General features: G+C 57.9%; 26 protein-coding genes and 3 tRNA genes. 8 read left to right on the forward strand and 21 right to left on the reverse strand.

Features of this window, described 5'->3' with window-relative positions; all coding sequences use genetic code 11:
- Nucleotides 1–4: 4 nt before the first annotated feature.
- The 4 genes from HMPREF2860_RS05025 to HMPREF2860_RS05040 form a co-directional block, all read right to left on the reverse strand.
- A complete protein-coding gene (locus tag HMPREF2860_RS05025; RefSeq protein WP_016422286.1) occupies nt 5–448 on the reverse strand; it encodes an acyl-CoA thioesterase in 444 nt (147 codons plus the stop codon).
- Between the two features lie 136 nt (nt 449–584).
- Nucleotides 585–2,255, reverse strand: coding sequence for an energy-dependent translational throttle protein EttA (gene ettA / locus HMPREF2860_RS05030; protein ID WP_038628070.1), 1,671 nt, complete (start codon nt 2,253–2,255; stop codon nt 585–587).
- A 303-nt stretch (nt 2,256–2,558) separates the two neighbouring features.
- Nucleotides 2,559–3,098 carry a single-stranded DNA-binding protein gene (locus HMPREF2860_RS05035; RefSeq protein WP_038628068.1) on the reverse strand — a complete coding sequence of 180 codons (540 nt, stop codon included), beginning with the start codon at nt 3,096–3,098 and terminating at the stop codon, nt 2,559–2,561.
- 233 nt (nt 3,099–3,331) lie between these two features.
- Nucleotides 3,332–5,479, reverse strand: a complete 2,148-nt coding sequence (locus HMPREF2860_RS05040; protein WP_038628066.1) for a bifunctional copper resistance protein CopD/cytochrome c oxidase assembly protein — start codon at nt 5,477–5,479, stop codon at nt 3,332–3,334.
- A 110-nt stretch (nt 5,480–5,589) separates the two neighbouring features.
- Here HMPREF2860_RS05040 and HMPREF2860_RS05045 point away from each other — a divergent pair.
- Nucleotides 5,590–5,662 (forward strand) — tRNA-Arg (locus tag HMPREF2860_RS05045).
- Nucleotides 5,663–5,717: 55 nt separating this feature from the next.
- On the opposite strand, the gene HMPREF2860_RS05050 is transcribed toward HMPREF2860_RS05045, so the two are convergent.
- On the reverse strand, nt 5,718–6,362 hold the full coding sequence (locus HMPREF2860_RS05050; RefSeq protein WP_038628064.1) for a TetR/AcrR family transcriptional regulator: 645 nt from the start codon (nt 6,360–6,362) through the stop codon (nt 5,718–5,720).
- A gap of 269 nt (nt 6,363–6,631) precedes the next feature.
- On the opposite strand from HMPREF2860_RS05050, the gene orn reads away from it, so the two are divergent.
- The gene (gene orn / locus HMPREF2860_RS05055) at nt 6,632–7,285 is read left to right on the forward strand and encodes an oligoribonuclease (RefSeq protein WP_038628062.1); all 654 of its coding nucleotides are present in this window, start codon (nt 6,632–6,634) and stop codon (nt 7,283–7,285) included.
- 143 nt (nt 7,286–7,428) lie between these two features.
- Nucleotides 7,429–7,504, forward strand: a tRNA-His gene (locus HMPREF2860_RS05060).
- Nucleotides 7,505–7,649: 145 nt separating this feature from the next.
- Here the strand turns inward: HMPREF2860_RS05060 and HMPREF2860_RS05065 are convergent.
- Together HMPREF2860_RS05065 and HMPREF2860_RS05070 are read right to left on the reverse strand one after the other, a co-directional pair.
- Nucleotides 7,650–8,444 (reverse strand): ABC transporter ATP-binding protein, encoded by a 795-nt coding sequence (locus tag HMPREF2860_RS05065; RefSeq protein WP_070628635.1) that lies wholly within the window; start codon nt 8,442–8,444, stop codon nt 7,650–7,652.
- 98 nt (nt 8,445–8,542) lie between these two features.
- A complete protein-coding gene (locus HMPREF2860_RS05070) occupies nt 8,543–9,559 on the reverse strand; it encodes an FtsX-like permease family protein (RefSeq protein ID WP_052155632.1) in 1,017 nt (338 codons plus the stop codon).
- 149 nt (nt 9,560–9,708) lie between these two features.
- Between HMPREF2860_RS05070 and HMPREF2860_RS05075 the strand changes: the two genes are divergently transcribed.
- Nucleotides 9,709–10,914, forward strand: coding sequence for a sensor histidine kinase (locus HMPREF2860_RS05075; RefSeq protein WP_038628056.1), 1,206 nt, complete (start codon nt 9,709–9,711; stop codon nt 10,912–10,914).
- A 61-nt stretch (nt 10,915–10,975) separates the two neighbouring features.
- On the forward strand, nt 10,976–11,659 hold the full coding sequence (locus tag HMPREF2860_RS05080; protein ID WP_038628053.1) for a LuxR C-terminal-related transcriptional regulator: 684 nt from the start codon (nt 10,976–10,978) through the stop codon (nt 11,657–11,659).
- A 54-nt stretch (nt 11,660–11,713) separates the two neighbouring features.
- On the opposite strand, the gene HMPREF2860_RS05085 is transcribed toward HMPREF2860_RS05080, so the two are convergent.
- A complete protein-coding gene (locus tag HMPREF2860_RS05085; protein ID WP_038628051.1) occupies nt 11,714–12,883 on the reverse strand; it encodes a L,D-transpeptidase in 1,170 nt (389 codons plus the stop codon).
- 662 nt (nt 12,884–13,545) lie between these two features.
- Here HMPREF2860_RS05085 and HMPREF2860_RS05090 point away from each other — a divergent pair.
- Nucleotides 13,546–13,618, forward strand: a tRNA-Lys gene (locus tag HMPREF2860_RS05090).
- A gap of 404 nt (nt 13,619–14,022) precedes the next feature.
- Here HMPREF2860_RS05090 and HMPREF2860_RS05095 read toward each other — a convergent pair.
- From HMPREF2860_RS05095 to HMPREF2860_RS05140, 13 genes are all read right to left on the reverse strand, one after another.
- Nucleotides 14,023–14,877 (reverse strand): phage major capsid protein, encoded by an 855-nt coding sequence (locus tag HMPREF2860_RS05095; RefSeq protein ID WP_049172902.1) that lies wholly within the window; start codon nt 14,875–14,877, stop codon nt 14,023–14,025.
- Between the two features lie 287 nt (nt 14,878–15,164).
- Nucleotides 15,165–15,707, reverse strand: coding sequence for a hypothetical protein (locus HMPREF2860_RS05100; RefSeq protein ID WP_070628636.1), 543 nt, complete (start codon nt 15,705–15,707; stop codon nt 15,165–15,167).
- Complete coding sequence (locus tag HMPREF2860_RS11030; protein WP_141752976.1) at nt 15,697–16,074, reverse strand: hypothetical protein; 378 nt, start codon at nt 16,072–16,074, stop codon at nt 15,697–15,699. Before HMPREF2860_RS11030 ends, HMPREF2860_RS05100 begins: the two co-directional genes overlap by 11 nt.
- Nucleotides 16,071–16,412 (reverse strand): WhiB family transcriptional regulator, encoded by a 342-nt coding sequence (locus HMPREF2860_RS05105; protein WP_083309503.1) that lies wholly within the window; start codon nt 16,410–16,412, stop codon nt 16,071–16,073. The genes HMPREF2860_RS11030 and HMPREF2860_RS05105 overlap by 4 nt, the downstream gene beginning before the upstream one ends.
- A 179-nt stretch (nt 16,413–16,591) precedes the next feature.
- Entirely contained in the window at nt 16,592–17,680 is a 1,089-nt protein-coding gene (locus tag HMPREF2860_RS05110; protein ID WP_070628637.1) for an AAA family ATPase, read from the reverse strand.
- A 60-nt stretch (nt 17,681–17,740) separates the two neighbouring features.
- A complete protein-coding gene (locus tag HMPREF2860_RS05115; protein ID WP_070628638.1) occupies nt 17,741–18,211 on the reverse strand; it encodes a hypothetical protein in 471 nt (156 codons plus the stop codon).
- Nucleotides 18,212–18,224: 13 nt separating this feature from the next.
- The gene (locus HMPREF2860_RS05120) at nt 18,225–18,506 is read right to left on the reverse strand and encodes a hypothetical protein (RefSeq protein WP_070628639.1); all 282 of its coding nucleotides are present in this window, start codon (nt 18,504–18,506) and stop codon (nt 18,225–18,227) included.
- Between the two features lie 2 nt (nt 18,507–18,508).
- Nucleotides 18,509–18,766, reverse strand: coding sequence for a hypothetical protein (locus HMPREF2860_RS05125; protein ID WP_141752978.1), 258 nt, complete (start codon nt 18,764–18,766; stop codon nt 18,509–18,511).
- Entirely contained in the window at nt 18,756–18,980 is a 225-nt protein-coding gene (locus tag HMPREF2860_RS05130) for a hypothetical protein (RefSeq protein ID WP_141752979.1), read from the reverse strand. Before HMPREF2860_RS05130 ends, HMPREF2860_RS05125 begins: the two co-directional genes overlap by 11 nt.
- The gene (locus HMPREF2860_RS05135; protein ID WP_070628642.1) at nt 18,967–19,215 is read right to left on the reverse strand and encodes a hypothetical protein; all 249 of its coding nucleotides are present in this window, start codon (nt 19,213–19,215) and stop codon (nt 18,967–18,969) included. Before HMPREF2860_RS05135 ends, HMPREF2860_RS05130 begins: the two co-directional genes overlap by 14 nt.
- The gene (locus tag HMPREF2860_RS11140) at nt 19,212–19,370 is read right to left on the reverse strand and encodes a hypothetical protein (protein ID WP_168164993.1); all 159 of its coding nucleotides are present in this window, start codon (nt 19,368–19,370) and stop codon (nt 19,212–19,214) included. Before HMPREF2860_RS11140 ends, HMPREF2860_RS05135 begins: the two co-directional genes overlap by 4 nt.
- 128 nt (nt 19,371–19,498) lie before the next feature.
- Nucleotides 19,499–19,666 (reverse strand): hypothetical protein, encoded by a 168-nt coding sequence (locus HMPREF2860_RS11145; protein ID WP_168157924.1) that lies wholly within the window; start codon nt 19,664–19,666, stop codon nt 19,499–19,501.
- Nucleotides 19,663–19,872, reverse strand: coding sequence for a helix-turn-helix transcriptional regulator (locus HMPREF2860_RS05140; protein WP_049172885.1), 210 nt, complete (start codon nt 19,870–19,872; stop codon nt 19,663–19,665). Before HMPREF2860_RS05140 ends, HMPREF2860_RS11145 begins: the two co-directional genes overlap by 4 nt.
- Nucleotides 19,873–20,015: 143 nt before the next feature.
- Between HMPREF2860_RS05140 and HMPREF2860_RS11035 the strand changes: the two genes are divergently transcribed.
- A complete protein-coding gene (locus tag HMPREF2860_RS11035) occupies nt 20,016–20,621 on the forward strand; it encodes a helix-turn-helix domain-containing protein (RefSeq protein WP_141752980.1) in 606 nt (201 codons plus the stop codon).
- A gap of 40 nt (nt 20,622–20,661) precedes the next feature.
- The gene (gene xerC / locus HMPREF2860_RS05150; protein WP_168164994.1) at nt 20,662–21,783 is read left to right on the forward strand and encodes a site-specific integrase; all 1,122 of its coding nucleotides are present in this window, start codon (nt 20,662–20,664) and stop codon (nt 21,781–21,783) included.
- The last annotated feature ends 533 nt before the right edge of the window (nt 21,784–22,316 follow it).

Here is a 22,316-nt window from a genome sequence, read left to right on the forward strand (position 1 = left end):
CGAATTACTTGTCCTGGTCTTCCTTGTTGTCCTCGATTGCGGGAGCTGCAAAACGCTCCAGTTCACGGCGTGCAGACGGGGAGAGCTCGACTGCCTTCGCAGTCTTGAGATCAAACATCACCATCACGGTTTCAAGCACAGCCACGATGTGATCATGCTGGTCGGAGATAGTCTGGCGGAGTGTGAAAGAGGTGCGACCGAAGTTGATGATCTCGGTCTCAACCACAACTTCCTGGGTGTCCGGCAAGATAGCGCGGACGTAGTCGATCTCCAGGCGACGCACCACTGCCGCAGGCATCCCTGCCCCGCCGCCGAGACCGCGCATAACAAAGTCCAGACGAGCCTGCTGGGCGTATTCCAGGAATGCGGTGTTGTTAGCGTGGCCGTACTGATCGAAATCAGACCAGCGGATAGCAACGTTGGTACGAAATGGTGCTGATTCAGTCATACCCAGAACTATAGGCGTTTTCTGGAGCTACGAGCCTGCAAATAACGCGAAAGCCCGGGACCTGTGCACTGGTGCGAGCCAGTCCACACTGTTCCGGGCTTTGCCGTTGGCAAAAATCAGATTCGCGGGAAACAGATTAGCGGGTCAGGCGACGGTGAGTGACACGCGACGGGCGCGCAGCCTCCTCGCCGTAACGCTCAATCTTGTTCTTCTCGTAGCCCTCGAAGTTGCCCTCGAACCAGAACCACTTGCCCTCTTCGAAGTTGCCTTCCCATGCGAGGATGTGGGTACAGGTGCGGTCCAGGAACCAACGGTCGTGAGAAATGACCACGGCACAGCCCGGGAAGTTCTGCAGCGCGTTTTCCAGCGAAGACAGGGTTTCGACGTCAAGGTCGTTAGTCGGCTCATCCAGGAGGATAAGGTTTCCGCCCTGCTTGAGGGTCAGCGCGAGGTTCAGACGGTTGCGCTCACCACCGGAGAGAACCTTCGACGGCTTCTGCTGGTCCGCGCCCTTGAAACCAAAGGCAGACAGGTACGCACGAGACGGCATCTCGTTCTGGCCGACCACGATGTAGTCGAGACCATCAGAGACAACCTCCCAGACGGTCTTTTCCGGATCGATATTTTCACGGCCCTGGTCAACGTAGCTGAGCTGAACAGTCTGCCCGACCTTGACCTCACCGGAATCCGGCTGCTCCAGCCCCACGATGGTCTTAAACAGGGTGGACTTACCCACACCGTTCGGGCCAATCACACCGACGATGCCGTTACGCGGCAGGGTGAACGACAGGTCCTTAATCAGGACGCGGCCATCAAAGCCCTTCTCCAGGTCCTTGACCTCAACAACCTGGTTACCCAGGCGCGGCGGGGTCGGAATCTGAATTTCTTCGAAGTCGAGCTTCTTGTACTGCTCGGCTTCCTCCACCATCTGCTCGTAGCGCTCCAGACGGGCCTTGTTCTTGGCCTGGCGAGCCTTCTGCCCCGAGCGGACCCACGCCAGCTCATCCTTCAGGCGCTTCTGCAGCTTGGCGTCCTTCTTACCTGCAACCTCAAGGCGCTCAGCCTTCTTCTCCAAGTAAGTCGAGTAATTGCCCTCGTACGGGTAGAGCTTGCCGCGGTCGACCTCACAAATCCAGCCAGCGACGTGATCCAGGAAGTAACGGTCGTGAGTCACGGCCAGGACAGCGCCCGGGTACTTAGCCAGGTGCTGCTCGAGCCACAGCACGGACTCGGCGTCCAGGTGGTTAGTGGGCTCGTCGAGAAGCAGCAGATCCGGCTCGGAGAGCAGCAGCTTAGCCAGTGCTACACGACGACGCTCACCACCGGAGAGGTGAGTAACCGGCTCATCTGCCGGCGGGCAGCGAAGCGCATCCATTGCCTGCTCAATCTTGGAATCCAGCTCCCAAGCATCAGCAGTGTCGAGCTCCTCCTGGAGCTTGCCCATTTCTTCCATGAGCTCGTCGGTGTAATTGGTGGCCATCTCCTCGGCGATGGCTTCAAAACGAGCCTTCTTCTCGAAGATGTCGCCGAGGCCCTCCTCGACGTTGCCGCGAACGGTCTTCTCCTCGTTCAGCGGAGGCTCCTGCAGCAGGATGCCAACAGTGGCGCCCGGCTCCAGGAAAGCTTCACCGTTACTCGGCTGATCCAGGCCAGCCATAATCTTCAGAATCGACGACTTACCTGCGCCGTTCGGACCGACCACGCCGATCTTTGCGCCCGGGTAAAACGCCATGGTGACGTTGTCGAGAATAACCTTATCGCCGTGCGCCTTGCGCACGTTTTTCATCTGGTAGATGAACTCACCCATGATGGAATTTCGTCCCCTCGTAAAAAGGAAATAAGCAATCCCTGTAGAGGTTACGCATAGGAACCAAAAGGCACAATCTACATGGGCGTACCCGCAATCCTTTCCCACCAAAGTCTCTGCCAGGCTACTAGCAAAACTAGCTGCGAGATAACGCTGCCGAATCGTATGCGATCCCTCCCCCTTTCTCAGCAGCGTCACCTCACATGCAGCAAATGCCCCTCCCCTCTTTTAGCGGCACCCCCTTAATCCGCTCTAGAACGGCCAACTAACTCCTTGCCTGGAACTGGCCAACTAACTCCGTCACTAAAACGGCGCACTAGCTCCTGCACCAGCCATTTCTTGCTGCTCAGCACGAGCTGCACTTGTGTTCCCAGCCTCACTAGCGTCGCCAGCACCAGCGCTGAATGTACGCACTGTCTCGGTAACCGAGGCGTCCGATTCCCCAGCAGAAGCCTCACCAAGACCCGTCGGCGACTCATGCGGCTTCTCAGTCATAGTCTTGACCGTCGCCAGGTGACGACGCAGATTCGGCCCCACCGCCTTAGCAATGATCTTCTGGCGCTGATGCTTCGTACCATCATCGCCCTCCCAACGATCCGTACGAACGTGACCGTGGACAATAACGGCTTGGCCCTTCCACACCGTGTTATTCACGTTCTCGGCTAGTTTGCCCCAGCATTCAACATCAAAATATGACGTCTCCGACTGCTCCCAACCATTCTCCCCCTTCCATGACTTGCTGGATGCCACAGAAAACTTGCAGACCTTTGCCCCAGAATTGGTATTTCGATTTTCCACATGATGGACCACATTGCCCACCACGGTAATAACTGCCTCAGACATCGGGCTCCTCCCCCAAAAGAAAGCGTTTACCTACTGCGGCCGAATAATCCGAAGATGTCTCATTCGTGCCGTGCCAACTACTTTTCCGGCTCCGGGAGGCAAGCGAAAGAGGCAAACAAAAAGCCTGTGGATAATTTCGTCTAAAATACAACTATCCACAGGCTTCATATGAAGGTGAGGGGCGAGGTCGCAGCAATCCTCGTCGTCAAGCGAACGAAATCTGCTTAACGACGCTACCTTCCGCGCCTCTTCGAGGCATCAATCGGATTGTCCATGTGCACCGGATGCTGCGCGTCAACCTCTGAGGTGTAGTAGTCGCGCTCATCTTCGCCACCGACACCGACCTGCTGGCTCATGCGAGCGAGCATTTCGTTGTATGCAGCCAACTCCTCATCGTTGTTGCGGTCTGCGACACGGTCGTAGCGTGCTGCATCCTTCTCATCGGAACGTCGCCACTGCACAAACAGCGCAACGGTAACGATGTAGAGCGGAACCTCACCGGCAGCCCACGCGACGGCACCGCCGACATTCTGATCTTCCAAGAGATTGACTGCCCACGGGAGATCAAGGCTGGCGTAGTAGGTCTCGGCGAGCACCTGCTGCGACTGCATTAGCGAAATACCGAACCAAGCGTGGAACGGTAGCGACCCCATCAGCGTGACCAGTTTGACCGACGGCGCAATCTGCTGCGGTGCGGCATCGACACCAATAATGACCCAGTAGAAGATGTAACCCGAGATCAGGAAGTGGATGTTCATGAACACGTGACCTGCGTGCTCATCGGCCAGGAAGTCGTAAATCGGTGTCATGTAGAGCAGGTAGAAACCTGCAACGAACTGCACCGTCGCCACCACCGGGTGCGTGAGGAAACGCGACACCGGGTTGTTGATGAAGACCACCAGCCACTCACGAATACCCGGCAGACCATCACGTCCAGCCGGCTTCAGCGCACGCAACGCCAGCGTGACCGGACCACCCAGCACCAGCATGACCGGAATGCCCATCGAGTAAAGCATGTGGGCAATCATGTGCACAGAGAACAGAGCCGGCATGTACACACCCAGTGCGCTGCACGAAGTAAACAGCAAAGTTGCGCAACCGCCGAGCCACCACAGAGTGTTGGACAGCGGCCAGGTACCGCCGCGCTTCTTCAGCAAGTAGAGCCAATACAGGTAAATCCATGCGGCGATAATCGCGGCAGAGCCGAAGAAAATGTCAAAGCGCCACTGCGTGAACATGGCCTCCCAGCCGAATGGGATCTCCAGGTTGTAGCCGAGCTTGACCTGCATCTGCGTAATGGACGGCAGGCCCTCACCACCGGCCTGCTCAGAGAAATTCGGTGGCGGCGGAGTACGGCCGAGGGCCACGGCAACGCCAATCGTGAGCGCCATAATGATGACCTCAACAATGGCCAGTCGCCAGAACGGGCGATTCGACTGGGCACGCTCAATCTCCGGGATGGTGATCTTGCGGTGCACATAGCCACACAGGCCCAGCAAGATGGTGAGCACCGCCTTGACCAGCACCATGATGCCGTAGTTATTGCTGACCAGGTCAGACCAGTCAATATTGATGGCTGCGTTAATGAAGCCAGAGGCAGACATTGCAATGAATGCAACCAACGCCACGAAGGAGTAGCGCTTCACGACCTCTGGCATCCACTCACCACGACGACGCGCGTGGCCAACCAACGCCATCAAACCGCCGACCCAAAACACAGTGAAAGTCAAGTGCCAGATGTAGGAGTTGGTGCCGTAGTCATGCGCACCACCGGAGGCGTTGTGGCTCACAACAGCCAGCGGCATCATCGACACCAAGCTGATGGCGAAGAACACCGGCTGCCAAATCCATTTACGAGTCAGCGATGAGCCGAGCGCCACAATGCCCGCAAAAATAGCTACCCACAGCCACGCCAAGCCCTCCTTGGTCTGCTCCAAAGACACAGCCCAGTTACTCAGCTGAATCGTCGTTGACAGCGGCTGGCCCGACACATCGGAGAGAACCAGCGGAATCTCCATCAGCGCCATGAGACCCCAGCCGAGCATGGCCCACATACCCGTACGGGATGCCGTGTAGCCGTCGAGGCCCAAAGTGCCGTCGGCACGCTGCTTCGTACCGAAAGCAGCGAGCATAAACGAGCCGACACCGAGACAAGCGAGCAACTCACCGGTCGCCTTGGCGAACGGAAACCCGAAGGTAGTGATTGTGCCCGGATCAGGAATGCCCAACGTGGCGCGCGAATCCATGTTGAACGCCATCGAGAGCAAACCAGCTAGAACGCCGCCGATAAGCACAAAAACAACGTACCAACCAGCAGATTTACGGACTTTCTTATCCTTGCTAACAGGCGGAGAGGTCTCGGCCTTGGTCGTGGCAGTCATAGCCCTAAGCTTAGCGACCAAATTCCCTAGAGCAGAACCGGTAACACCACTGGGATTAGAACCGGTTGTGATTGGCTGTGCCAGAGACGCTACAATGCTTTTCTTAGCTGGCCTCCATAGCTCAGTGGACAGAGCAGTCGGCTTCTACCCGATTGGTCGAGGGTTCGAATCCTTCTGGGGGCGCAAAAATAACCCGCCTGGCCTGGTTTTATACCAGCATCAGGCGGGTTTTTACCTTTTAGTCCTTCTTGTTATCCGCGGGATCCGGACGCAAGTAGCGGTCAACCATGTCGACAACCTCTTCGACAGATTTCTTGTCTAGCGCAGCATCCTTTCCATCCGGACGCCACACCAGCACCATCGTCTGAATCAGACGGTAAATGTTGCGTGCCAACTGATATGGGTCGTGCTCGCGAATAGTGCCATCTTCCTGCCCGTGACGGACACCGGGGAGAATGAACTTCTCCACAATCTCCAGCTGAGTGTCGCTCATCTCTCCAGTGAGCGCTTCTAAGACGCGGTCGGGATCTGTCTTGACCAGGCCAGGGAAAAAGTCACTTTCGATGATGCGTTGAACGACGATTCGAATACGCAGCAACATACGAGCGCGTGAATCGCCAGGGACATAACGGAGCCCCTCAAGCATGTGCAGGATTTCGCGGTTGGTCACTTCCGCGAGAAGCTCGCCAATATCGGCGTAACGGCGATATACAGTCGGCCGCGAAACCCCTGCCTTGCGAGCAATTTCTGCAATCGAAGTCCTACGAAAGCCCACAGTCATTACGCTCTCACGAGCAGCGGCAATGATGACATCATCGACGGATGGTTTCTGTGCCGCGGTGTTGCTTTGAGCAGCGTCGCCAACACGGCTCGTCTCATCCATGTAACTATTTCTCCCGTTGGAATCCGAATTCAGAAGTAATTTTATCAGGCAAATAGGTCGATTTAGTTCATGCCCCGTTGTCCAATTCTAAAACCTCACTTTCCAGTTAATTTCGTTTCCCCACAATCCGCCTCAAAATCGGCACGCTAAACCACATCACAATCCACATCGCTAAGCTGGGCGTAGTCAACACGCGCCCCGCAGCCCAGTCCGGGCACAAAATAAGGCGCACTGCAGAAACATGCCGAATCTCAGCGAAAGGTGAAATCATGGCTCAGCCCAATCCCGATCTCCAGCTCTCCCCTGAGCTCGACCGGATTGTGTGGATTGACTGCGAGATGACAGGCCTCGAGCCCGAGCGCCACGTCATTGTCGAAATCGCGGCTCTCGTCACCGATGCCAACCTCAACGTGCTTGGAGAAGGTGTGGACATCGTCGTGCACGCGTCCGAGACTGAATTGGCACAGATGGACGATTTCGTCACCAAGATGCATGCAAAGTCCGGCCTGGATCAGGAAATACGCGCAAGCAAGACAAATGTCGCCGACGCCGAACAAGCTGTTCTGGACTACATCCACCAGTGGGTTCCCGAGCCCCGCACCGCTCCGCTGGCAGGAAACTCGATTGCTTCCGACCGCAAGTTCATCCACCGCTACATGCCAGAGCTCGATCAGCACCTGCACTACCGCATGATTGATGTCTCTTCCTTCAAGGAACTGGCCCGCCGTTGGTACCCCCAGGTTCTCAAGGGCGCTCCAGAAAAGGGTCTCGCTCACCGAGCTCTCGCAGATATCAAGGAGTCGATCCGCGAGCTGGACTACTACCGCCGCGCCATGCTTCTGCCCCACCCTGGCCCCGATGCCGACGCTGTTTCCGCCGCAAGCAAGGAATCCACAGAAAAGTACGGTGAAATTCGCGGCTAGCTCGCTTTACGACGGCCCCAAACCCTAACCCTCTCCAATTTTATCCGGGTTGACCTGCTGTTTTTGTTTCCAGCCCACTGTGGGCTACCATATAGTTCGCTGCAGAGATGAACTGAGAAAACAGCTCATTTAATGCGGTAATGGTGACTGTAGTTCAGTTGGTAGAGCACCAGGTTGTGATCCTGGGTGTCGCGGGTTCGAGTCCCGTCAGTCACCCCAAGTAGAACCCTCGGCCAGGATTTTTCCTGGCCGAGGGTTTTTGTGTGTCCGCCTACCACGCGGGTCTCGGGTTAATAGACAAAGTGTGTCCACCCAGCGTGTCGCCGGGATGGGTCCTTTTGCTACTTATCCCCCCCCACAGTCACTACCGAGTAGCTACCAAACCTGCATCCGATACCTGCAGTTTGCCGTCGATCATCTCCACGATCCGGTCGGCACCGTGGAGCTGCCCCAGGTCGTGGGTGATGTACAGGGTGGCCACACCCATCTTCCGCGTCACATCCATAATCAGTTGCGTCACGGCCCCTGCGCTCTTCTGATCCAAGGCCGCGGTCGGCTCGTCGACTAGCAGCACTTCCGGCTCATTCATCAGTGCGCGCGCAACATTGACACGTGCCTGCTGACCACCGGAAAGCTGGTTCACGCGACGGTTTCCCAGCCCCGCCAGGCCGACTGCCTCGAGTAGCTCATCGGCGCGCTTCTCCGCTTCACGACGGCCACCCGCGAGCCAACCGAAGACGCGGCCCAGCAGCCGCATTGCGATGAGCTGCTGCTTAACCGTTAAGGCTGGTAGAAGATTCGGCTGCTGGAAGACGATACCGATATGTTCGCGACGAACCTTGGCAGCATCCGCGCCGCGAGCGCTCAGGTCAATGGCCGTCCTTTCCGCACTCTCGTCCGCGCCTGCACCGTTCGACTCCTGCTTGGTGGAGTACAGAGTGACGTGTCCGGAGTCGGCGCTCTTCAAGCAACCGGCAATGGTCAGCAACGTTGACTTACCAGAACCCGATGGGCCGACCAATCCAACGACCTCGCCAGCGCGAATCTTCAGCGAGATGTCATCCAAAAGAGTGCGCTTGTTTTCACCGTCCTGGACAGTCAACGAGATGTTTTTGAGCGCCAGTGCCACGGGAGCTTTGTTGTCGATGTAGGTAGTCATGTTGTCCTCAATTCCTCAGTTGCGTGATGTGCAGAGTGTGCAGGGCGTGCAGGTTGTACGGGATGTTTTTGGCGGAAAGTCGTTTTCTCAGATTGCCACTATGCGTTCGCCAGTGCGGTGGTCGGATCGACGCGAAATACCGGCACCAGTGCCAGCAGCGCACCAACTACGCCGGTCACAGCGAGAACGAGCCCCGGCACGACGGTCGTGGAAGCATCGACCACAATCGGCATGACGTTGGCGCTCTGCAGAGCCCAGCCCGCCGCTGCAGTCACCGCCACGCCGCCGCCGACTCCGATTGCTAGCACGGCCAGGACCTGTGCCAGAGAGTCAGCCACCAGCACGGAGCGGGACGCACCGAGCGCCGAGGAAATGGCCACACCACGGAGTCGCTGAACGGTCCACACGGTGAAAAATGCGCCTACTACCAGCGCGGAGATGACATACAGCATCGAGGTCATCGCGTTGAGCGAAGTCTGCTCGCCCTGGTAGGAAGCCGACAGGTTGTTGCGCTCGCCGTCGCGCAGAATGGTTCCTTCCGGGACATTCGGCAGCTGCGCCGCAGACTCGTCGACAACCATCGCCGCCGGCACCATCTGCCCCGGCGTCAGGTCTTCCATCACACCGCGCCCGGCATAAATGACTGCTTGATGGTCCAGCCACTTATCCCCCACCAGTCGTGCAACCGTGGCCTTATAATCGCCCATCGCGCCAGACAGGGTCAGCGAGTCACCTTCCGCAATGGCGGTTTCACTAACGCCGTCGGTGACGGCCACCTGGTCGTCGTTAAGCGAAAAATCGGAGATGACGGTGACGGGCGTTTCATCGACTCGTGCACGGCTGACGTAGACATCGCGGATGGCGGCGTTATTATCGTTCGCCCACGTTTGGATGCCCTTTCGCACTGTCTCGCCCATGCTTGACGACGACAACGACGTGGCCCCCTCAGCGACGACGACGGCATCGTTTTTGCCGTAGACCTCGTCAAGTGCGGAAACGGACTGGGAGGACAGGCCGGCAGCCAAAGCCGAGAGGAACACGACCATCACAGCAATCATGCCAACGGTGATGGTGATTAGTGCCGCACGGCCTGGAGCGGCCCGAAGTTCTTTCATTGACTGGTACATACTCATTATGGTCGTGGATTCAAAGGAGGATTTAATCGCCAGGGAGGTTGAACTTCGTCTCCAACTTTCGGTTGATGTTGACAATTCCGGCTCGTCAGCGGTGTTTTGGCAGGTGGAACTGTCCTAAGCTCGAGGGCGTGGATACTCCTGAGACCCTGAACCGCAACTGGCAATTACTGCGGTTTGCCCTGGATGTTTTGGTGCTGGTGCTGCTAGCGGTATGCGTGGTTCCGGACCCGCAGTGGCGAATCATCACCTATGCGGTGTGTTTTCTAGCGGTGTACATAGCAGGTTCGGTCGGGCCGATTGGTCGGGCTCGGCATGGCAACGTAGCCAACGAGGTCGCACTGACTAAACCGCACGGCCTACTACTGGGCTGGCTTGTGATCCTGCTGCTGTGCTGGGCTGCGTTGGCGTTTGCAACGCTGGACGCCTCGTTCCTGATTTTCCCACTGTTTTTCGTAATTTTGCAGGTCACTGGCGGCCTTACGGCTGTAATCATGGTGGCGGCGACAACAGCGACGGCAATCGGCGCTATCGCCGTCCACACTCCCCTGACTTTTGGTGGGGTCCTCGGTCCTATCCTCGGCGGGACATTTGTGCTCACGGTGGGGCTGGGGTTTCGGCTGCTGCAGAAGGAGACTATCGAAAAGACCAAGGCGCTGGAGGAGCTCTCGGCTGCCCGCGCCCACTCGGAAGCACTGTCCCGTCGTGCCGGTGAGCTGAACGAACGCGCACGCCTCGCAGCCGACATTCATGACACCGTGGCGCAGGGGCTTTCCTCCATCCAGCTGCTGCTGCATTCGGTGGAGTCTCGCATGAAAAGTGCTCCCACTCAGCATGACCAGGCCTCGGTGGATTCGCTGCAGCTCGCTCGCAAGGTCGCGGCCGACAACCTCGCCGAAACTCGGCGCATTATCGCAGCACTTCAGCCGGCTCCTCTCGAAGGGGCTGACCTATCCGGTGCGTTGGAGAAAGTCTGCTCCTCCACGGTGCTGGGCGATGCTGTCAGCTTCTGCGTTGACGGCACACCCACGCGACTGCCGGCCACCGTCGAAGCCACAATTATCAGGGTGGCCCAGGCGAGCTTGGCGAACGTCGTCAAGCATGCACACGCCACGCGCTGTCGCGTCACTCTGACCTATCAGCCCGACGAGGTTCTGCTCGACTGCGTCGACAACGGCATCGGCTTCGACCCCACCGCACCAACCAACGACGACAGCGTGGGTATCGCCAACGCGCGCCGACGCGTGGAAAAGCTCGGCGGCACCTTCACAATCGAGTCGGAACCTGGGCGCGGCTGCGGTGTCAGCGTCAGCATCCCGCACGAGCTCGCCTCTTAAAGTCCCGCGCCTGGTATGCAGGTAGGAAACGACCATTCACATCACCCGAGGAGATAGCCAGGTGACCAAGCCCATCGGAGTCCTCATCGCCGACGATCATCCCATCGTGCGCGCTGGTCTTCGCGCCGTCGTTGAATCGGCGCCGGATATCGTCGTGGTTGGCGAGGCTGCCAGCGGTGACGACGCGGTCGAGAAGGTGCGCGCATCGCTTGACGACGACTCTTGCGACCACATCGATCTGGTACTCATGGATCTTCGCTTTGGCGAGGCCCCTGGCACCGCTTCCCGCGCAGGCGGAGTTGATGCCACTGCAGCCATCCGCGCACTCGCCGGGCGCGGCGTGAAGGCTCCGGAGGTGTTGGTGGTGACCAACTATTCTTCGGACTCCGATGTCCTCGGCGCTGTCACCGCTGGCGCAGTTGGTTATCTGCTGAAGGATGCCGCTCCGGAAGAACTCATCGATGGCATCCGTCGCGCCGTTCGCGGCGAGACCGTGCTGAACACGCAGGTTGCCGGGCGCTTGATGGGGCGGATGCGCAATCCCAATACGGCACTAACCCCGCGCGAACTCGAGGTGCTCGAGTTGGTCGCGCGGGGTATGTCGAATAGAAAAATTGCAGAGCAGCTGGTGCTCACTGAAGCGACTGTGAAGTCGCATCTGGTGCATATTTTCACCAAGCTAGACGTCAGCTCCCGCACCGCGGCTGTTGCTCGGGCGCAGGAGCTGGGAATGTTGGATGAATAGTAAGCGGTCTAACCCGTGTGACTTAAGTGATGGCCTCACTTAGAGGACAGGGGGTTACCAAGAGCTGGTCTCGTCGGCGTTGCCCTTCTTCCAGGTCTCCCACGGGATGTTCCAGTCACCTAGTCCATCAACACCGGAGAGCGTCTCGCCAACCGTATTCTTCACAACCACGATGTCACCGCGCTTAGTGTTGTCCAGGAACCACTTAGCGTTGGCGTCAGTGACGTTGATGCAGCCGTGAGACTGGTTGACGCTGCCCTGTGCCCATGTTGACCACGGTGCACCGTGGACGTAGATACCGGAGTAAGACATCTGCGTTGCGTAGTTAACCGGCGTGACGTAGCCACCGTTATCCAGAGACAGGCCGTAAGTACGGGAGTCCATCACCATAGTCTCGTTGCGATCACCGATGATGTACTGGCCATTCGGAGTCGGGTGAACATTAGACCCCATAGAGATAGGCATGGAGTTTACGACTTCACCGTTCTTCTTAATGACCATGGTCTTCGTCGCATCATCAGCGATAGCGATGACTTCATCACCGATGGTGAAGCTGGTTTCGGCGGACTCCGCACCGTACATGTCGTCACCGAGATCCGTGCCATAAATGTCGGACTTCACGGTAACCTTGGTACCCGGCTTCCAGTACTCCTTTGGACGCCAGCGCACCTCGCTATTATTCAGCCAGTAGAAAGCGCCTTCCACCTTAGGCTCGGTGGTCACCTTGATTGCTTCCTCAGCGGCCTTGCGGTCCGAAATACTCGCGCTGAACTTCACGGCAATAGTCTGACCGACACCCACGGTGGAACCATCCAGTGGGGACAGGTAGCCATTTACCTGAGAAGTCGGCTCAATAGTGGTGAAAGAAGTAGCCAGCTTTTCTGTGCCTGAGGTGGCGTTAATCTCATAGGTCTTTGAGTAGCCCAGGGGTTCTGCAGTGGTCCACTTGGTACCACTGGAGTCGAGCTTGCCCTTTACCTCTTTGCCCTCAGGGTTGGTCATAACAACCTTGTCCAGGCGATGCCCCTCTTCCACCTGAACCGAAATCGGGTCAACCACCGAAACATCGGTGGCATCGTCCTTCACACTGGCGACAAGACCAACGTCCGACTTCTCCGCCTCTTGCTGCTCGGCATTATCGCCGCCGACGGTACAAGCAGCTAGCGAAATGGTGGCCGCAAATGTCACCACCGCCGTCGACAGGCGCTTAAAAGATTGCCGCATGATCGTGCTTCACTCCAACAGTGCAATTATTAAGTAGTAAGTCCCGGGGACACACTGTGACACACAGCGGAGTCCTGCTACAGCCCCTGGTGCGCCCTCGAAAAAGGTCAGACTACCCTGCAACGGCACTAGCCGCCGATAAAACGCCCGCCCTAGCTGAAAAAGCCGTAATGACTGCCCGATCGCAGTTTTCAACTCTTCACAGGGCGCAGCACGCAAAGTAGCCCAACGGTTCCTACAGTTAACCCTCTGGAAAAATGCTGTGCAACCCCCAAAAACCGGGGCACTTCAACCGACCTGGGAAAACGATGCACCTTTGAGGCTGCGTTACCGAAAAGTAATCAGTTCGCTATTCAAAAGTGCCACCGGACGTTACCGGACGTTACTAAACACCGCCGAACGTCACCGAACGTACCTACGGCATCAATGCACGCTCCCGGCGTTGATGACCTTGATACAACCCCACCCCACTTTGAGGATTTTCAAACTTTTTTTGAACTTTTTTCAAACGGTTGCGCAAAACCCTTCAAAAAACATGCAAAAACGTCAGCTCAAAAACAGCACCTGACCAGCCGATTTTACAAACAATCAGAAACCTGGTTATATATCTTCTCGTTGCCGGGGAGGAGCTCACACAGAGAGCACCAAGCAGGAAACAGTAAGCGCCATTAGCTCAACTGGCAGAGCAGCTGACTCTTAATCAGCGGGTTCGGGGTTCGAGTCCCTGATGGCGCACAAAAGCCCCTGGTAGACGGACTTTGATAGTTCGACTACCGGGGGCTGTTCCCTTTTTGTTCCCTTTTTGGACGTTTCCGCAGGTCAACGAAAGATAAGGGCAAAGGTAAGGAAGATAAGACCAAAGAAACACCCTCTGACCTGTGAAGATACAAAGATGAGGAAGATGAGGGCATACAGGCCGCTTCCGCATCTTTGCAGGTCAGACACCTACAGCCCGGCGCGCCCCCACCTTAGGCGGTGGGGTGTTGCCGGGTGATTGATTGGAGTCTGCTTGTCCTGGTTTTTAATAGGCTGTCCCTAATTTGTCCCGGCACGTTTTCGCAGGTCAGGGGAGGTATCCAAGCAATGTCAGTGCCCCTTTGCTTTCGTGTTTGGGGACAGGGTTCCCTCCCCTGGGTCGCCTATTCGGCGGCGGTCAGTTTGATGATTGCGGCCGGGTTGATGATGCCCCAACCAACCCGCATGATTGCGCGGATTGCGATGCGGTCGGAACTGAAATAGGTTTGGTCGCTTACTTCAACGCGGGTGTCGGTGCGTCGCACGAAGATTGAGGTTGTCGACGGCACGCCCCAAATCGTGCCTTGTTCGACGTGTGGCGTGGCCATGAGTGGCACACCGTCGATATGTCGCACCAGTTGGCCAGTGGCGTCGCGTTCGGTTGTTAGTAGCCGTTCGGCGCTGCCTGTTGCCTTCTTGATCTTGGCGAGTGCTGCGGCGTCGGCGGGGTTGGCGGCGTAGGCGGTCAGCGGGTGGCCTTGAGACTGCGCGGCCTGCATGGCGTCAATGAATGGGTCAAGGCTTGAGAATGCGGCTCCTGCCTTGATTTCGGTGGTGCCGTCTAGTGCGGCGAGACCGCTTGGCGCTGGTGCTTCGAGCGCGCCGAAGTATGCGGCGTCAATCTGTCGAATGATGTCGCGTGTGAGTCCTGCACCGACGAGGTTTGCGGCGTCTGCGCTGGAATCGTCTGCGAGCTCACGTGTGACCACGGTGAGACCTGCGACCTTTGCCGGTCGGATAACCAGCGGCTTCATTTCCATGTCGTCGGTTGTGATCTCTGCGCCCTCTGCTGTCCATCGTGCTGTTGGGTCTTTGGTTACGGTTGGGACGATGACGGACTCGCTGCCGGTCTGCATCTGCTGGGATAGCAGCGCGGCTAGTGACTGTTCCATCACGGGCTTTTCAATGACGGTGGCCACGACGTCCGGGGTCAGTAGTGCGCTGCCTTGTAGCGCGTCGTTAGATGTGAAGCTTGGCATGGGTTGCCCCTCCTATTGAGGTTGGCGCGCGGGGCTGCACCCTCCTGCCGGTGTCGCCGGGGTGCCCCGTGGTCAAGCCTGTAGGGGTCGGTGGCGGTCGGTGCCCTTGGGGTATGCAAACGCCCGGGGCGGGGGTGCATTCCGCACGACGGTGTACGTGTACGAGAAATTGCTGTTAGTCGGTGTCGTACCGGCTAACGCCCCCGCTCCGGGCGGGTGATAGTGGTCAACTGTTCGCATGAATCCGGTCACGCGGGGGCGTTGACGCTCCCCTGCTGCTAATCCTATCAGCGTTGATCGAGAGCCCGGCCAATCCAATTGCCAGCCGCGCCAGACGTGCCAGTGGCACGCCCGACCGATTCCACAATCGGCAAGCCTGACTGTGGGGCGGTGTTGATGCCAGCGTCGGCGGCAATGTCGATACAGGCTTGCTTAATGCCAGCTAGGTCAACCTCCCCACTGTCAGAGATGTAGTCGGCGATATTGAGACCGAGCTTCACCAGCGCGGCGGTCGACACGTTATGAGCAATGGGGTTAGCCATCTCGATAACGGCGTGCTCTAGGCCAGTGACGCGGGCGGTGGCGTGGGCTAGTCCGCTTTCTGTCTCACGTAGGCGCTCCCGGTATTTCGCGGCGTCTTTCCGAGCAGCCGTAAGCCGTGGGTCTTGGTGCTTTCCATCGTCGGCCACGTCGCTACCGTCGGCGGCGTGGCCGTCGGCGGTGTCTGGATTTGCAACGCTTCCGTGTCGCTCCTGCTCATCGGTCGGTGAAGTCTCGGCGGCGTGGCCGTCGGCCTGCTCCACAGCATCGGCGGCGGTGTCATCTGTCATTTGTCAGTCTCCTTTTCTCCGTGAACTCGAAATGCCTAAGCCACTGCGCGGGCATACCCTGTCTATCCGGCGGCAAATACCCGGACGTGATAGCCGTCGGACGCACCGCGTGGACAACCACACGACGGCCAGGCACGCGGCCAGTAGCGGCCAAAAGCTCGGCTTCATGCGCCAAAATAAACCGCGGCAACCGGCCACCAACAGCAGCCGGGGAACACTCAATAGCCGCCAAATCAGCAGCACGCGCCGAATCCTCAGCCCTGCCAATCCGGCACCCCGGCGCGTGACTAGTCACAGGATTAAGCCACCAGTTAACCGGTGTCGAACATGCCGGGCATATTCCAGCGGCATCGTGTTTATTGCTCATTGGTCTTTCTCCTTTTTGCAGCCCGGCGCGTATTTGTGGCCGTTGTCGTACACCATTCCTGCCCATACTCCGGCGCGTTGTTCTGGTGGTAGTTGTTCGATTGCTTTTCTGCATGACTGTTTGGCCGTGCAGGTGGCGCATATGCGGGCGGCGGCGCGGTGGCGAATCGTTTGTTTGTGTTCGCGTTCTTTGTGGTGGGAAAGGTCGAATAGCCAGCCGCTGCCGCGGCACGCGGCGCCGGGCATGTGGTTGGTTGACCAGGTGGCCAGTTCGGCGGCGTGCTTGGCTAGCGCGGTGCTGATCTCTATCTCGGCGCGGCGTCGGCGTTTGTGTGTCACGGCGGCTATTCTCCTTATCCGGTCTATGCGCTAGCTATCATGCCCACAGGTCTGTTAACAGCATTGCGTTAATTGGTTCTGACTGCTCTTCCATGTCACTACTTTTTGCCTTTCTAAACAACATTAAATTTGCTGTTCATGCTGGTTGATGGATTATGCGCACGCGTGGCCACGGGCATTTATGCGCTAGCTATCATGCCCGTTGATGCAGCCCCGGCGTTTGTGGTCGGCGGCGTGGGATTTGTTCCCGGTAGGTGCCATGCCCACCCACCCGAGCCCTGTTTGCGGGCTTGGACTCCCAGGCGGGTTTTAGCGTCCCGAACCTGGGGCATACTCCACCCCGCGCCGGAAGCGTCGGCCTTAATGTCCGTCGACCAGCGCGCCCCGTCGGCTAGATACTCCCTCAGCCACGTATCGACACCCCGGCGCACGGCGCGGGTGTCTCCGTTCTGGTCAGCTTCGAGAACGTCGCGTGCGTCCCGGTCGGTCACCTCACCCCACGACACAGCACCTACACGGGTAGCAGCCGCGCCGGGGATAGGCACCAGAGTGTCCACAATCCGCGCCGGGCGGGTGATTGTGCGGGCGGCAAGGTTGGTTTTCGTGTTGGTCACAAGTATGTCGCCGTTGGTTTCGTCGGCGGCTACGGCCAGGACGCTACGAGGGACTTGGGACCATGCGGCGGAACCGAGGACGGCGCGGCCAGTGTCGGCGGTGGCGGTCTTTCCGAAATGCGTCACGGCCAGGATTGCCAGCCGGTGACGTTCTGCCAGGGCTGCCAGCGGGTCTAGTAGTTGGCGGACGTCTCCGGCGTGATTGGGGTTAAGACGCGGCGACAAAACGGCGGTAATCGGGTCAATGATGATCATGCCGTAGTCTCCCGCTTCGACTAGTGCGGCTAGGCGTTGCATATCGCGGGGTAGGTCGAGCGCGCCGGGTTGGCCGTGGTTGGTGACGTCGAGGAAGTCAACGCGGTTTAGGTCTGCTCCGGCGGCAATGAGCCGCGGGACGGTAACCAGTGCGCGGGAATCTTCGACAGCGACATAGAGCACGCGGGTGGGTGCTCCTAGTTGGCCTTTGGTGGCTTGGGCGGCGAAGTCGGCGGCGATAGTGCTTTTTCCGATGCCCTCACGGCCTGCGATGAGGGTTAGCGCGTTGGCGGGGAGCCATGACGGGATAAGCCAGGACAGGCGCGCGGGTTTAACGTCGCTTGCTCGGCGGGGTGTGAGTTCGCGGGTGCTGCTATTCTGTGGGTGCGGAGTTTCCATGATTTGCCTTTTCGGGTGGGAATGAGCCGGGTGTTTTTGCGAGCGCCCGGCTCTTTTTCGTCACTGTGACTTTGCTGCTACAAGGCGTAGGGCTTCGTACATTCCCGAAATGAACTCACCTCTAGACGCTGGGGTGTATTCCGATTCATGGCAGATGCTGATTACAAGGCCGGTGTCATTGGCGGCGTCGGTGCCTATCAGGAAATCGCGGGGGCTCCATTGATTCGCGGCGTTGAGCTCTGCCCACGCGGAAATCATGGCGTGCCTAGTGGTGGAACCAATGACAATCTTTTTCCCGGCGGGCATCGTGGCGAGGTTCGGGGCGGCGTCGACCGCTTTAGTGGTGTCGGTGAGGTACGCGCCGATAGCGACGTTCTCGAAGTTCGTCACCAGCGCCACAAAGTAGTTTTCAGTGTTCGGTGTTGACGATGCGAGGATCAGCCCGGCGGCGATTCCGCGCGAGTAGGCGGCGGTTTCGTTCGTGAGTCCGTCATAGAGGGCGGTGGCGGTTGGCCGGTGTGGTGTGGTCATTTGGGTAGCCTTTCTAGACAATGTCGGGGACGCTGTGGCCGTCAAGGACGGTAAACATTGGTTGTGCTTCGGTTGCCACGAGCGCGGAGCGTAAGACAGATTGGAGAACATCGGCGGTTTGCCCTCCTGATTTGGCGGCGAACTCATGGCAAGCCCGATGAATATCGTGGACGGTCAGGTCTGCAATCATGCCCGGTACGGGAAGCGGCATCGATGGAAAGCAGTGCAGAAATGCGACTTGGGCTAGTCCGTCGTACACGGCTTGATACACGTTTGTAGGTGTCGGCTCGGTCATTGTCAGTTTTCGCCCCTTAGCGGAAAGAAAATCATCTCTAACAACGTGGAAATTTCCAGGCGTAAATCTTTGCCAGTGATGTCTTTGAGCGTTTGGGTCATCATCGACACGTGTTCCATCGTTATGCATTCGCCCTTTTCGACTTCTTCGAGGATAGGAATATCGGGGCAAATGACATTCAGAGCGAAGCCCTGCATCTCTAACAACGCTGTGCGACTAACGCGGTGGTCAATTAATCGGGACACGACTTCACCTTTCACTTTCGGCCAGGATTGCGCGGTTAGTTGCCATATCGGCGGCTATCTCGGTGACCTGTAGCCACTTCACGGCGATTTCTTCAATGTGCTGTGTATCGCGGTTTTCGGCGGCGTCAGACAGTTCAGCGGCCAGCAAATCAGCTGTTTCACGGGCTTCGACCAGTGCGACACCGATGGACTCAATCAAGGGGCTGTAATCACGGTTACTTAGCGTCACGGGTTACCTGCTCTGCAATTTCGGGTGTTACGGCGTTTACTTCTGCCTGCCATGCCTTGATGTGCGCGTCGGCGCGCTGGTAGGCGTCAATCCGGTAGGCAATAACCGCCGGGATTGGGTCGGTGAACACGGCGCTATCAGCGGCGGCGGCAACACAAATGATGTCGGCTAGGTCGCGGGCTAGTTCGTCGCGGATTTTCAGCTTGTCGGCGAAGTCGTATTCAGTGAAGTTCATTCCCGGGTTTCCTTTTCAATCAATGCGTCAGTATCGAGGTTTTCCAACAGGTCGACGGCGAATAGTTCGAGCTGTTCCAGTTCCTCCCACGCCTTAGCGGTGGGGACGTATTCGCAGGTAGACCGGTGAACGCGGGGTGCTGGTATGGTGTTCATTGCAGTTCCTCTTTTCGTGGATTGCGTAGACGGCTCCCGTTCGCCCCTTTTCTCTGCTGGTTTCCAGTCCAAAGGCATTAGCAGTGTTAAAGGGGGCGGCGGGTTTCGCTGTTTCTGGGGGGTGTTTTTCAGTCGTTGGCTACGGCCATTAGGCGCGCTGCGAGGGCGAGCAGATCTATCACTGTCTCTAGTTCCTTGGCGTTGACGCGGTGGCCGTTAAGCCGTGTCGTTCCGTCGGCGGTGACGTCAACCTGTATCCCGCCGGCAAGCCGCGCGGTCATTGCCGGCCGGCTCACAGTTCGCCCTCATTTGTTGCGGTTCCGGTCTCTGCGAGGTTGTTCAGGGCGGCGCGGGGAACGCGGATAGAGCGCCCTAGACGAATGACAGGGACGGGAAACTTGTCTTCGGCTATGAGGTAGTAGGCGGTTCGGGTGCTGATTCCGAGCGCGGCAGCCGCTTGGGGAACCGTGAGCGTCGCGGCTGGGGGCTCCGACTTCGACATAAAAGACTCCTATTCGGTTGCTGTACGCAAGTTCACACTTTCTCTGCGTACATGAACGACAGTAGTCTAATTTGAACAGCAACGCAATAACTGCGTGGATTGCGTTCAGTTACGCTAGATTTATCGCCTGTATGCTTACCCCTATGGACTGGGAACGTGAACTAACGGTGCAAATTGGCCGGGCGGTCGATGCGCGGCGTCAAGAACTAGGACTAAGCGCGCAAGCATTGAGCGATAAGACTGCTGAGCTCGGTCACAAAATTTCCCGGTCAGCAATTGCCGATTATTCAAACGAGAATCGACGCCCGCGCGTATCGGTCGCTGATCTCCTGGTCTTAGCCCGCGCGTTAGACATGCCACCCCTGTATCTGCTTTTCCCTAACCCCGCTGGTGAGACAGTCACTTACTTGCCAGGCGAGCACGACGCTTCTGGATATGGAGCACTACGGTTCGTTGGAATGGTGGAGGGCTACACCTCAGATGACAGATACAGAAACGTTTACAACGCGCTAATTTCCTATCTCACTGAAGCTAGGGGCAGTCAGCCACTGGAAACATTGAAAGAAAAATACGGCGCTGAGGTTGGCGCACTGCTTTACAAGGACTCGCTTAAGTCCCTCCAGGTCACGGGGGGCGAGGTTCTGCGCGTGGCGGCACTCTTAGGTATTCCAATTGGCTTAGATGTCTCACAATCGCCATTGGTTGAACATCTTCCCGATGAATTTAGGCGTGACAATGGCGCGGATTAGATTAGCTCCCGGTGAATGGGGCGGCGTACAGCTTCACCAAATGCCTAATGGCCGTTGGCGCGCCCGCGTGCTCTATCGCGCGGCCAGCGGCGAGACTAAGCGCGTGCAGCGCGTGGCCACGACGAAGACAGCGGCGAAACGTGACGCCTTGCGAGCCGTCGAACAGGTTGCCCGCGTTGGCGTCGGTTCCCAATCCGATTGCACGGTGAAAGAACTTGTAGAGACTTATCTTGAGTGGGGACGCGCCCATAAGTGGCGGCCACAAACAGCCGACATATACGACTATCACGCGGAAAAAGACGTGTACCCGGCTATGGGGTCGCTCTTGGCACGTGAGGGAACGACCCCAATTTTCGAGCACCACCTACAGGCCATTAAGCAACCCTCTAGGCGGCGCGCGGCGCGCGTCCTGCTGCGTGGCGCGTATACGCACGGCCTGCGCATCGGAATTGTGACGTCCAACCCCGTTGAGGGAACAACACCCGTCCCCCGGCCACGTCCGACAGCGGCGGCCATCACCCCGGCGGATATGGAAACCGTGCGCGCGGCTATCCGCGCTTGGCAGAGTGCCACCCCCTTGGCCGGTGGCCGCGCTCCGTACCTGCTGCACTTTCTCGATGTGCTCATTGGCTCCGGTGCGCGCCCCAATGAGATTTTGGGGCTCCGCTGGGAAGACGTCGATATTCCGACGCGGCAAATTACGCTCCGGTCAACAGTGACGCGGCATAGCGGCGAAGATGGAAAAAGTCACCTGTTTTTACAGGAAGCGACAAAGACGGCGCGGGGTTTCCGCGCGGTCACCCTGCCGGATTGGTCTATGACCGCGCTCGAGCTCCAACGGCTAAGCCCGTGGGGCGAAGACGGCGGGAACCTTACGACGCCACCCGGTCTAGTCTTTCCGAGCAGTCGCGGCGGCCTGATGGATCTAGCCAACGTCCGCCGGTCGCTGCGAGACGCCTTGAAGCACACGGGGATTGCCTTTCACCCTTACTTGCTCCGTTCGACCGCTCTCACGGCGGTTGCAGACGTTTACGGCATGGTTGCAGCCCGTGACGTCGCCGGGCACACCACGACGGCTATCACTGAATCGCACTACGTCCAGAGGGCGGCGGTAGCGCCCGATGTTTCCGGCGCGCTCGGTGATTATCGCCCGAAAAGCTAAACCCCGCGCCCTGTTCGGCGCGTCCCCGTGACCTGCGAAGATGCGGACTGTCTCTATATACCCTCATCTTCAACTTCTTCTGTATCTTCACAGGTCAGAGGCTTATCTTTAAAACTCATCTTTAACCAAAGGTGAGAATGTTAGGCAAGCAAAAGCGTTAGCTTTTGCGCGGCAGAACAAACGAGCGCTAGCTTGTGCGTTAGCTCTCTCTCTTTCCCGTGAGTCGGCGACAACGACTCTTTAACACGTTCCCTTTTTGTTCCCTTTTTGCCATGTCACACCATGACACTGAAACTGAAAGATAGTGAACGTGGCTGTAGTAGTTTCCACCACATGCGGGGAAATCGTCTGACTGTCACAATGACTTAATGTCAGCGGGTTCGGGGTTCGAGTCCCTGATGGCGCACGATACAGACCGGGAAGGTAGAAATACCTTCCCGGTCTTTTTGTTGCATAACAAGCGCAGTCGCCAACTTGTGCCCCACGCCTGACTCAAAAAGGGATTAGATACGCAAAAGCGCACGACCCCAGGT

The sequence above is a fragment of the Corynebacterium sp. HMSC064E10 genome (genome assembly GCF_001812505.1).
Lineage (GTDB): Bacteria > Actinomycetota > Actinomycetes > Mycobacteriales > Mycobacteriaceae > Corynebacterium > Corynebacterium amycolatum.

Excerpts from the sequence above, each read along its gene's own strand:
- HMPREF2860_RS11140 (WP_168164993.1), bottom strand. The coding sequence starts at position 19,370 with ATGAACACCATACCAGCACCCCGCGTTCACCGGTCTACCTGCGAATAC.
- HMPREF2860_RS05140 (WP_049172885.1), bottom strand. The coding sequence starts at position 19,872 with ATGTCGAAGTCGGAGCCCCCAGCCGCGACGCTCACGGTTCCCCAAGCG.
- HMPREF2860_RS11030 (WP_141752976.1), bottom strand. The coding sequence starts at position 16,074 with ATGAGCAATAAACACGATGCCGCTGGAATATGCCCGGCATGTTCGACA.
- HMPREF2860_RS05100 (WP_070628636.1), bottom strand. The coding sequence starts at position 15,707 with ATGACAGATGACACCGCCGCCGATGCTGTGGAGCAGGCCGACGGCCAC.
- HMPREF2860_RS05115 (WP_070628638.1), bottom strand. The coding sequence starts at position 18,211 with ATGACCACACCACACCGGCCAACCGCCACCGCCCTCTATGACGGACTC.
- HMPREF2860_RS05085 (WP_038628051.1), bottom strand. The coding sequence starts at position 12,883 with ATGCGGCAATCTTTTAAGCGCCTGTCGACGGCGGTGGTGACATTTGCG.
- HMPREF2860_RS05040 (WP_038628066.1), bottom strand. The coding sequence starts at position 5,479 with ATGACTGCCACGACCAAGGCCGAGACCTCTCCGCCTGTTAGCAAGGAT.
- HMPREF2860_RS05120 (WP_070628639.1), bottom strand. The coding sequence starts at position 18,506 with ATGACCGAGCCGACACCTACAAACGTGTATCAAGCCGTGTACGACGGA.
- HMPREF2860_RS05070 (WP_052155632.1), bottom strand. The coding sequence starts at position 9,559 with ATGAAAGAACTTCGGGCCGCTCCAGGCCGTGCGGCACTAATCACCATC.
- HMPREF2860_RS05110 (WP_070628637.1), bottom strand. The coding sequence starts at position 17,680 with ATGGAAACTCCGCACCCACAGAATAGCAGCACCCGCGAACTCACACCC.
- HMPREF2860_RS05065 (WP_070628635.1), bottom strand. The coding sequence starts at position 8,444 with ATGACTACCTACATCGACAACAAAGCTCCCGTGGCACTGGCGCTCAAA.
- HMPREF2860_RS05135 (WP_070628642.1), bottom strand. The coding sequence starts at position 19,215 with ATGAACTTCACTGAATACGACTTCGCCGACAAGCTGAAAATCCGCGAC.
- orn (WP_038628062.1), top strand. The coding sequence starts at position 6,632 with ATGGCTCAGCCCAATCCCGATCTCCAGCTCTCCCCTGAGCTCGACCGG.
- HMPREF2860_RS05050 (WP_038628064.1), bottom strand. The coding sequence starts at position 6,362 with ATGGATGAGACGAGCCGTGTTGGCGACGCTGCTCAAAGCAACACCGCG.
- HMPREF2860_RS05035 (WP_038628068.1), bottom strand. The coding sequence starts at position 3,098 with ATGTCTGAGGCAGTTATTACCGTGGTGGGCAATGTGGTCCATCATGTG.
- HMPREF2860_RS05025 (WP_016422286.1), bottom strand. The coding sequence starts at position 448 with ATGACTGAATCAGCACCATTTCGTACCAACGTTGCTATCCGCTGGTCT.
- HMPREF2860_RS05095 (WP_049172902.1), bottom strand. The coding sequence starts at position 14,877 with ATGCCAAGCTTCACATCTAACGACGCGCTACAAGGCAGCGCACTACTG.
- ettA (WP_038628070.1), bottom strand. The coding sequence starts at position 2,255 with ATGGGTGAGTTCATCTACCAGATGAAAAACGTGCGCAAGGCGCACGGC.
- xerC (WP_168164994.1), top strand. The coding sequence starts at position 20,662 with ATGCCTAATGGCCGTTGGCGCGCCCGCGTGCTCTATCGCGCGGCCAGC.
- HMPREF2860_RS11035 (WP_141752980.1), top strand. The coding sequence starts at position 20,016 with ATGGACTGGGAACGTGAACTAACGGTGCAAATTGGCCGGGCGGTCGAT.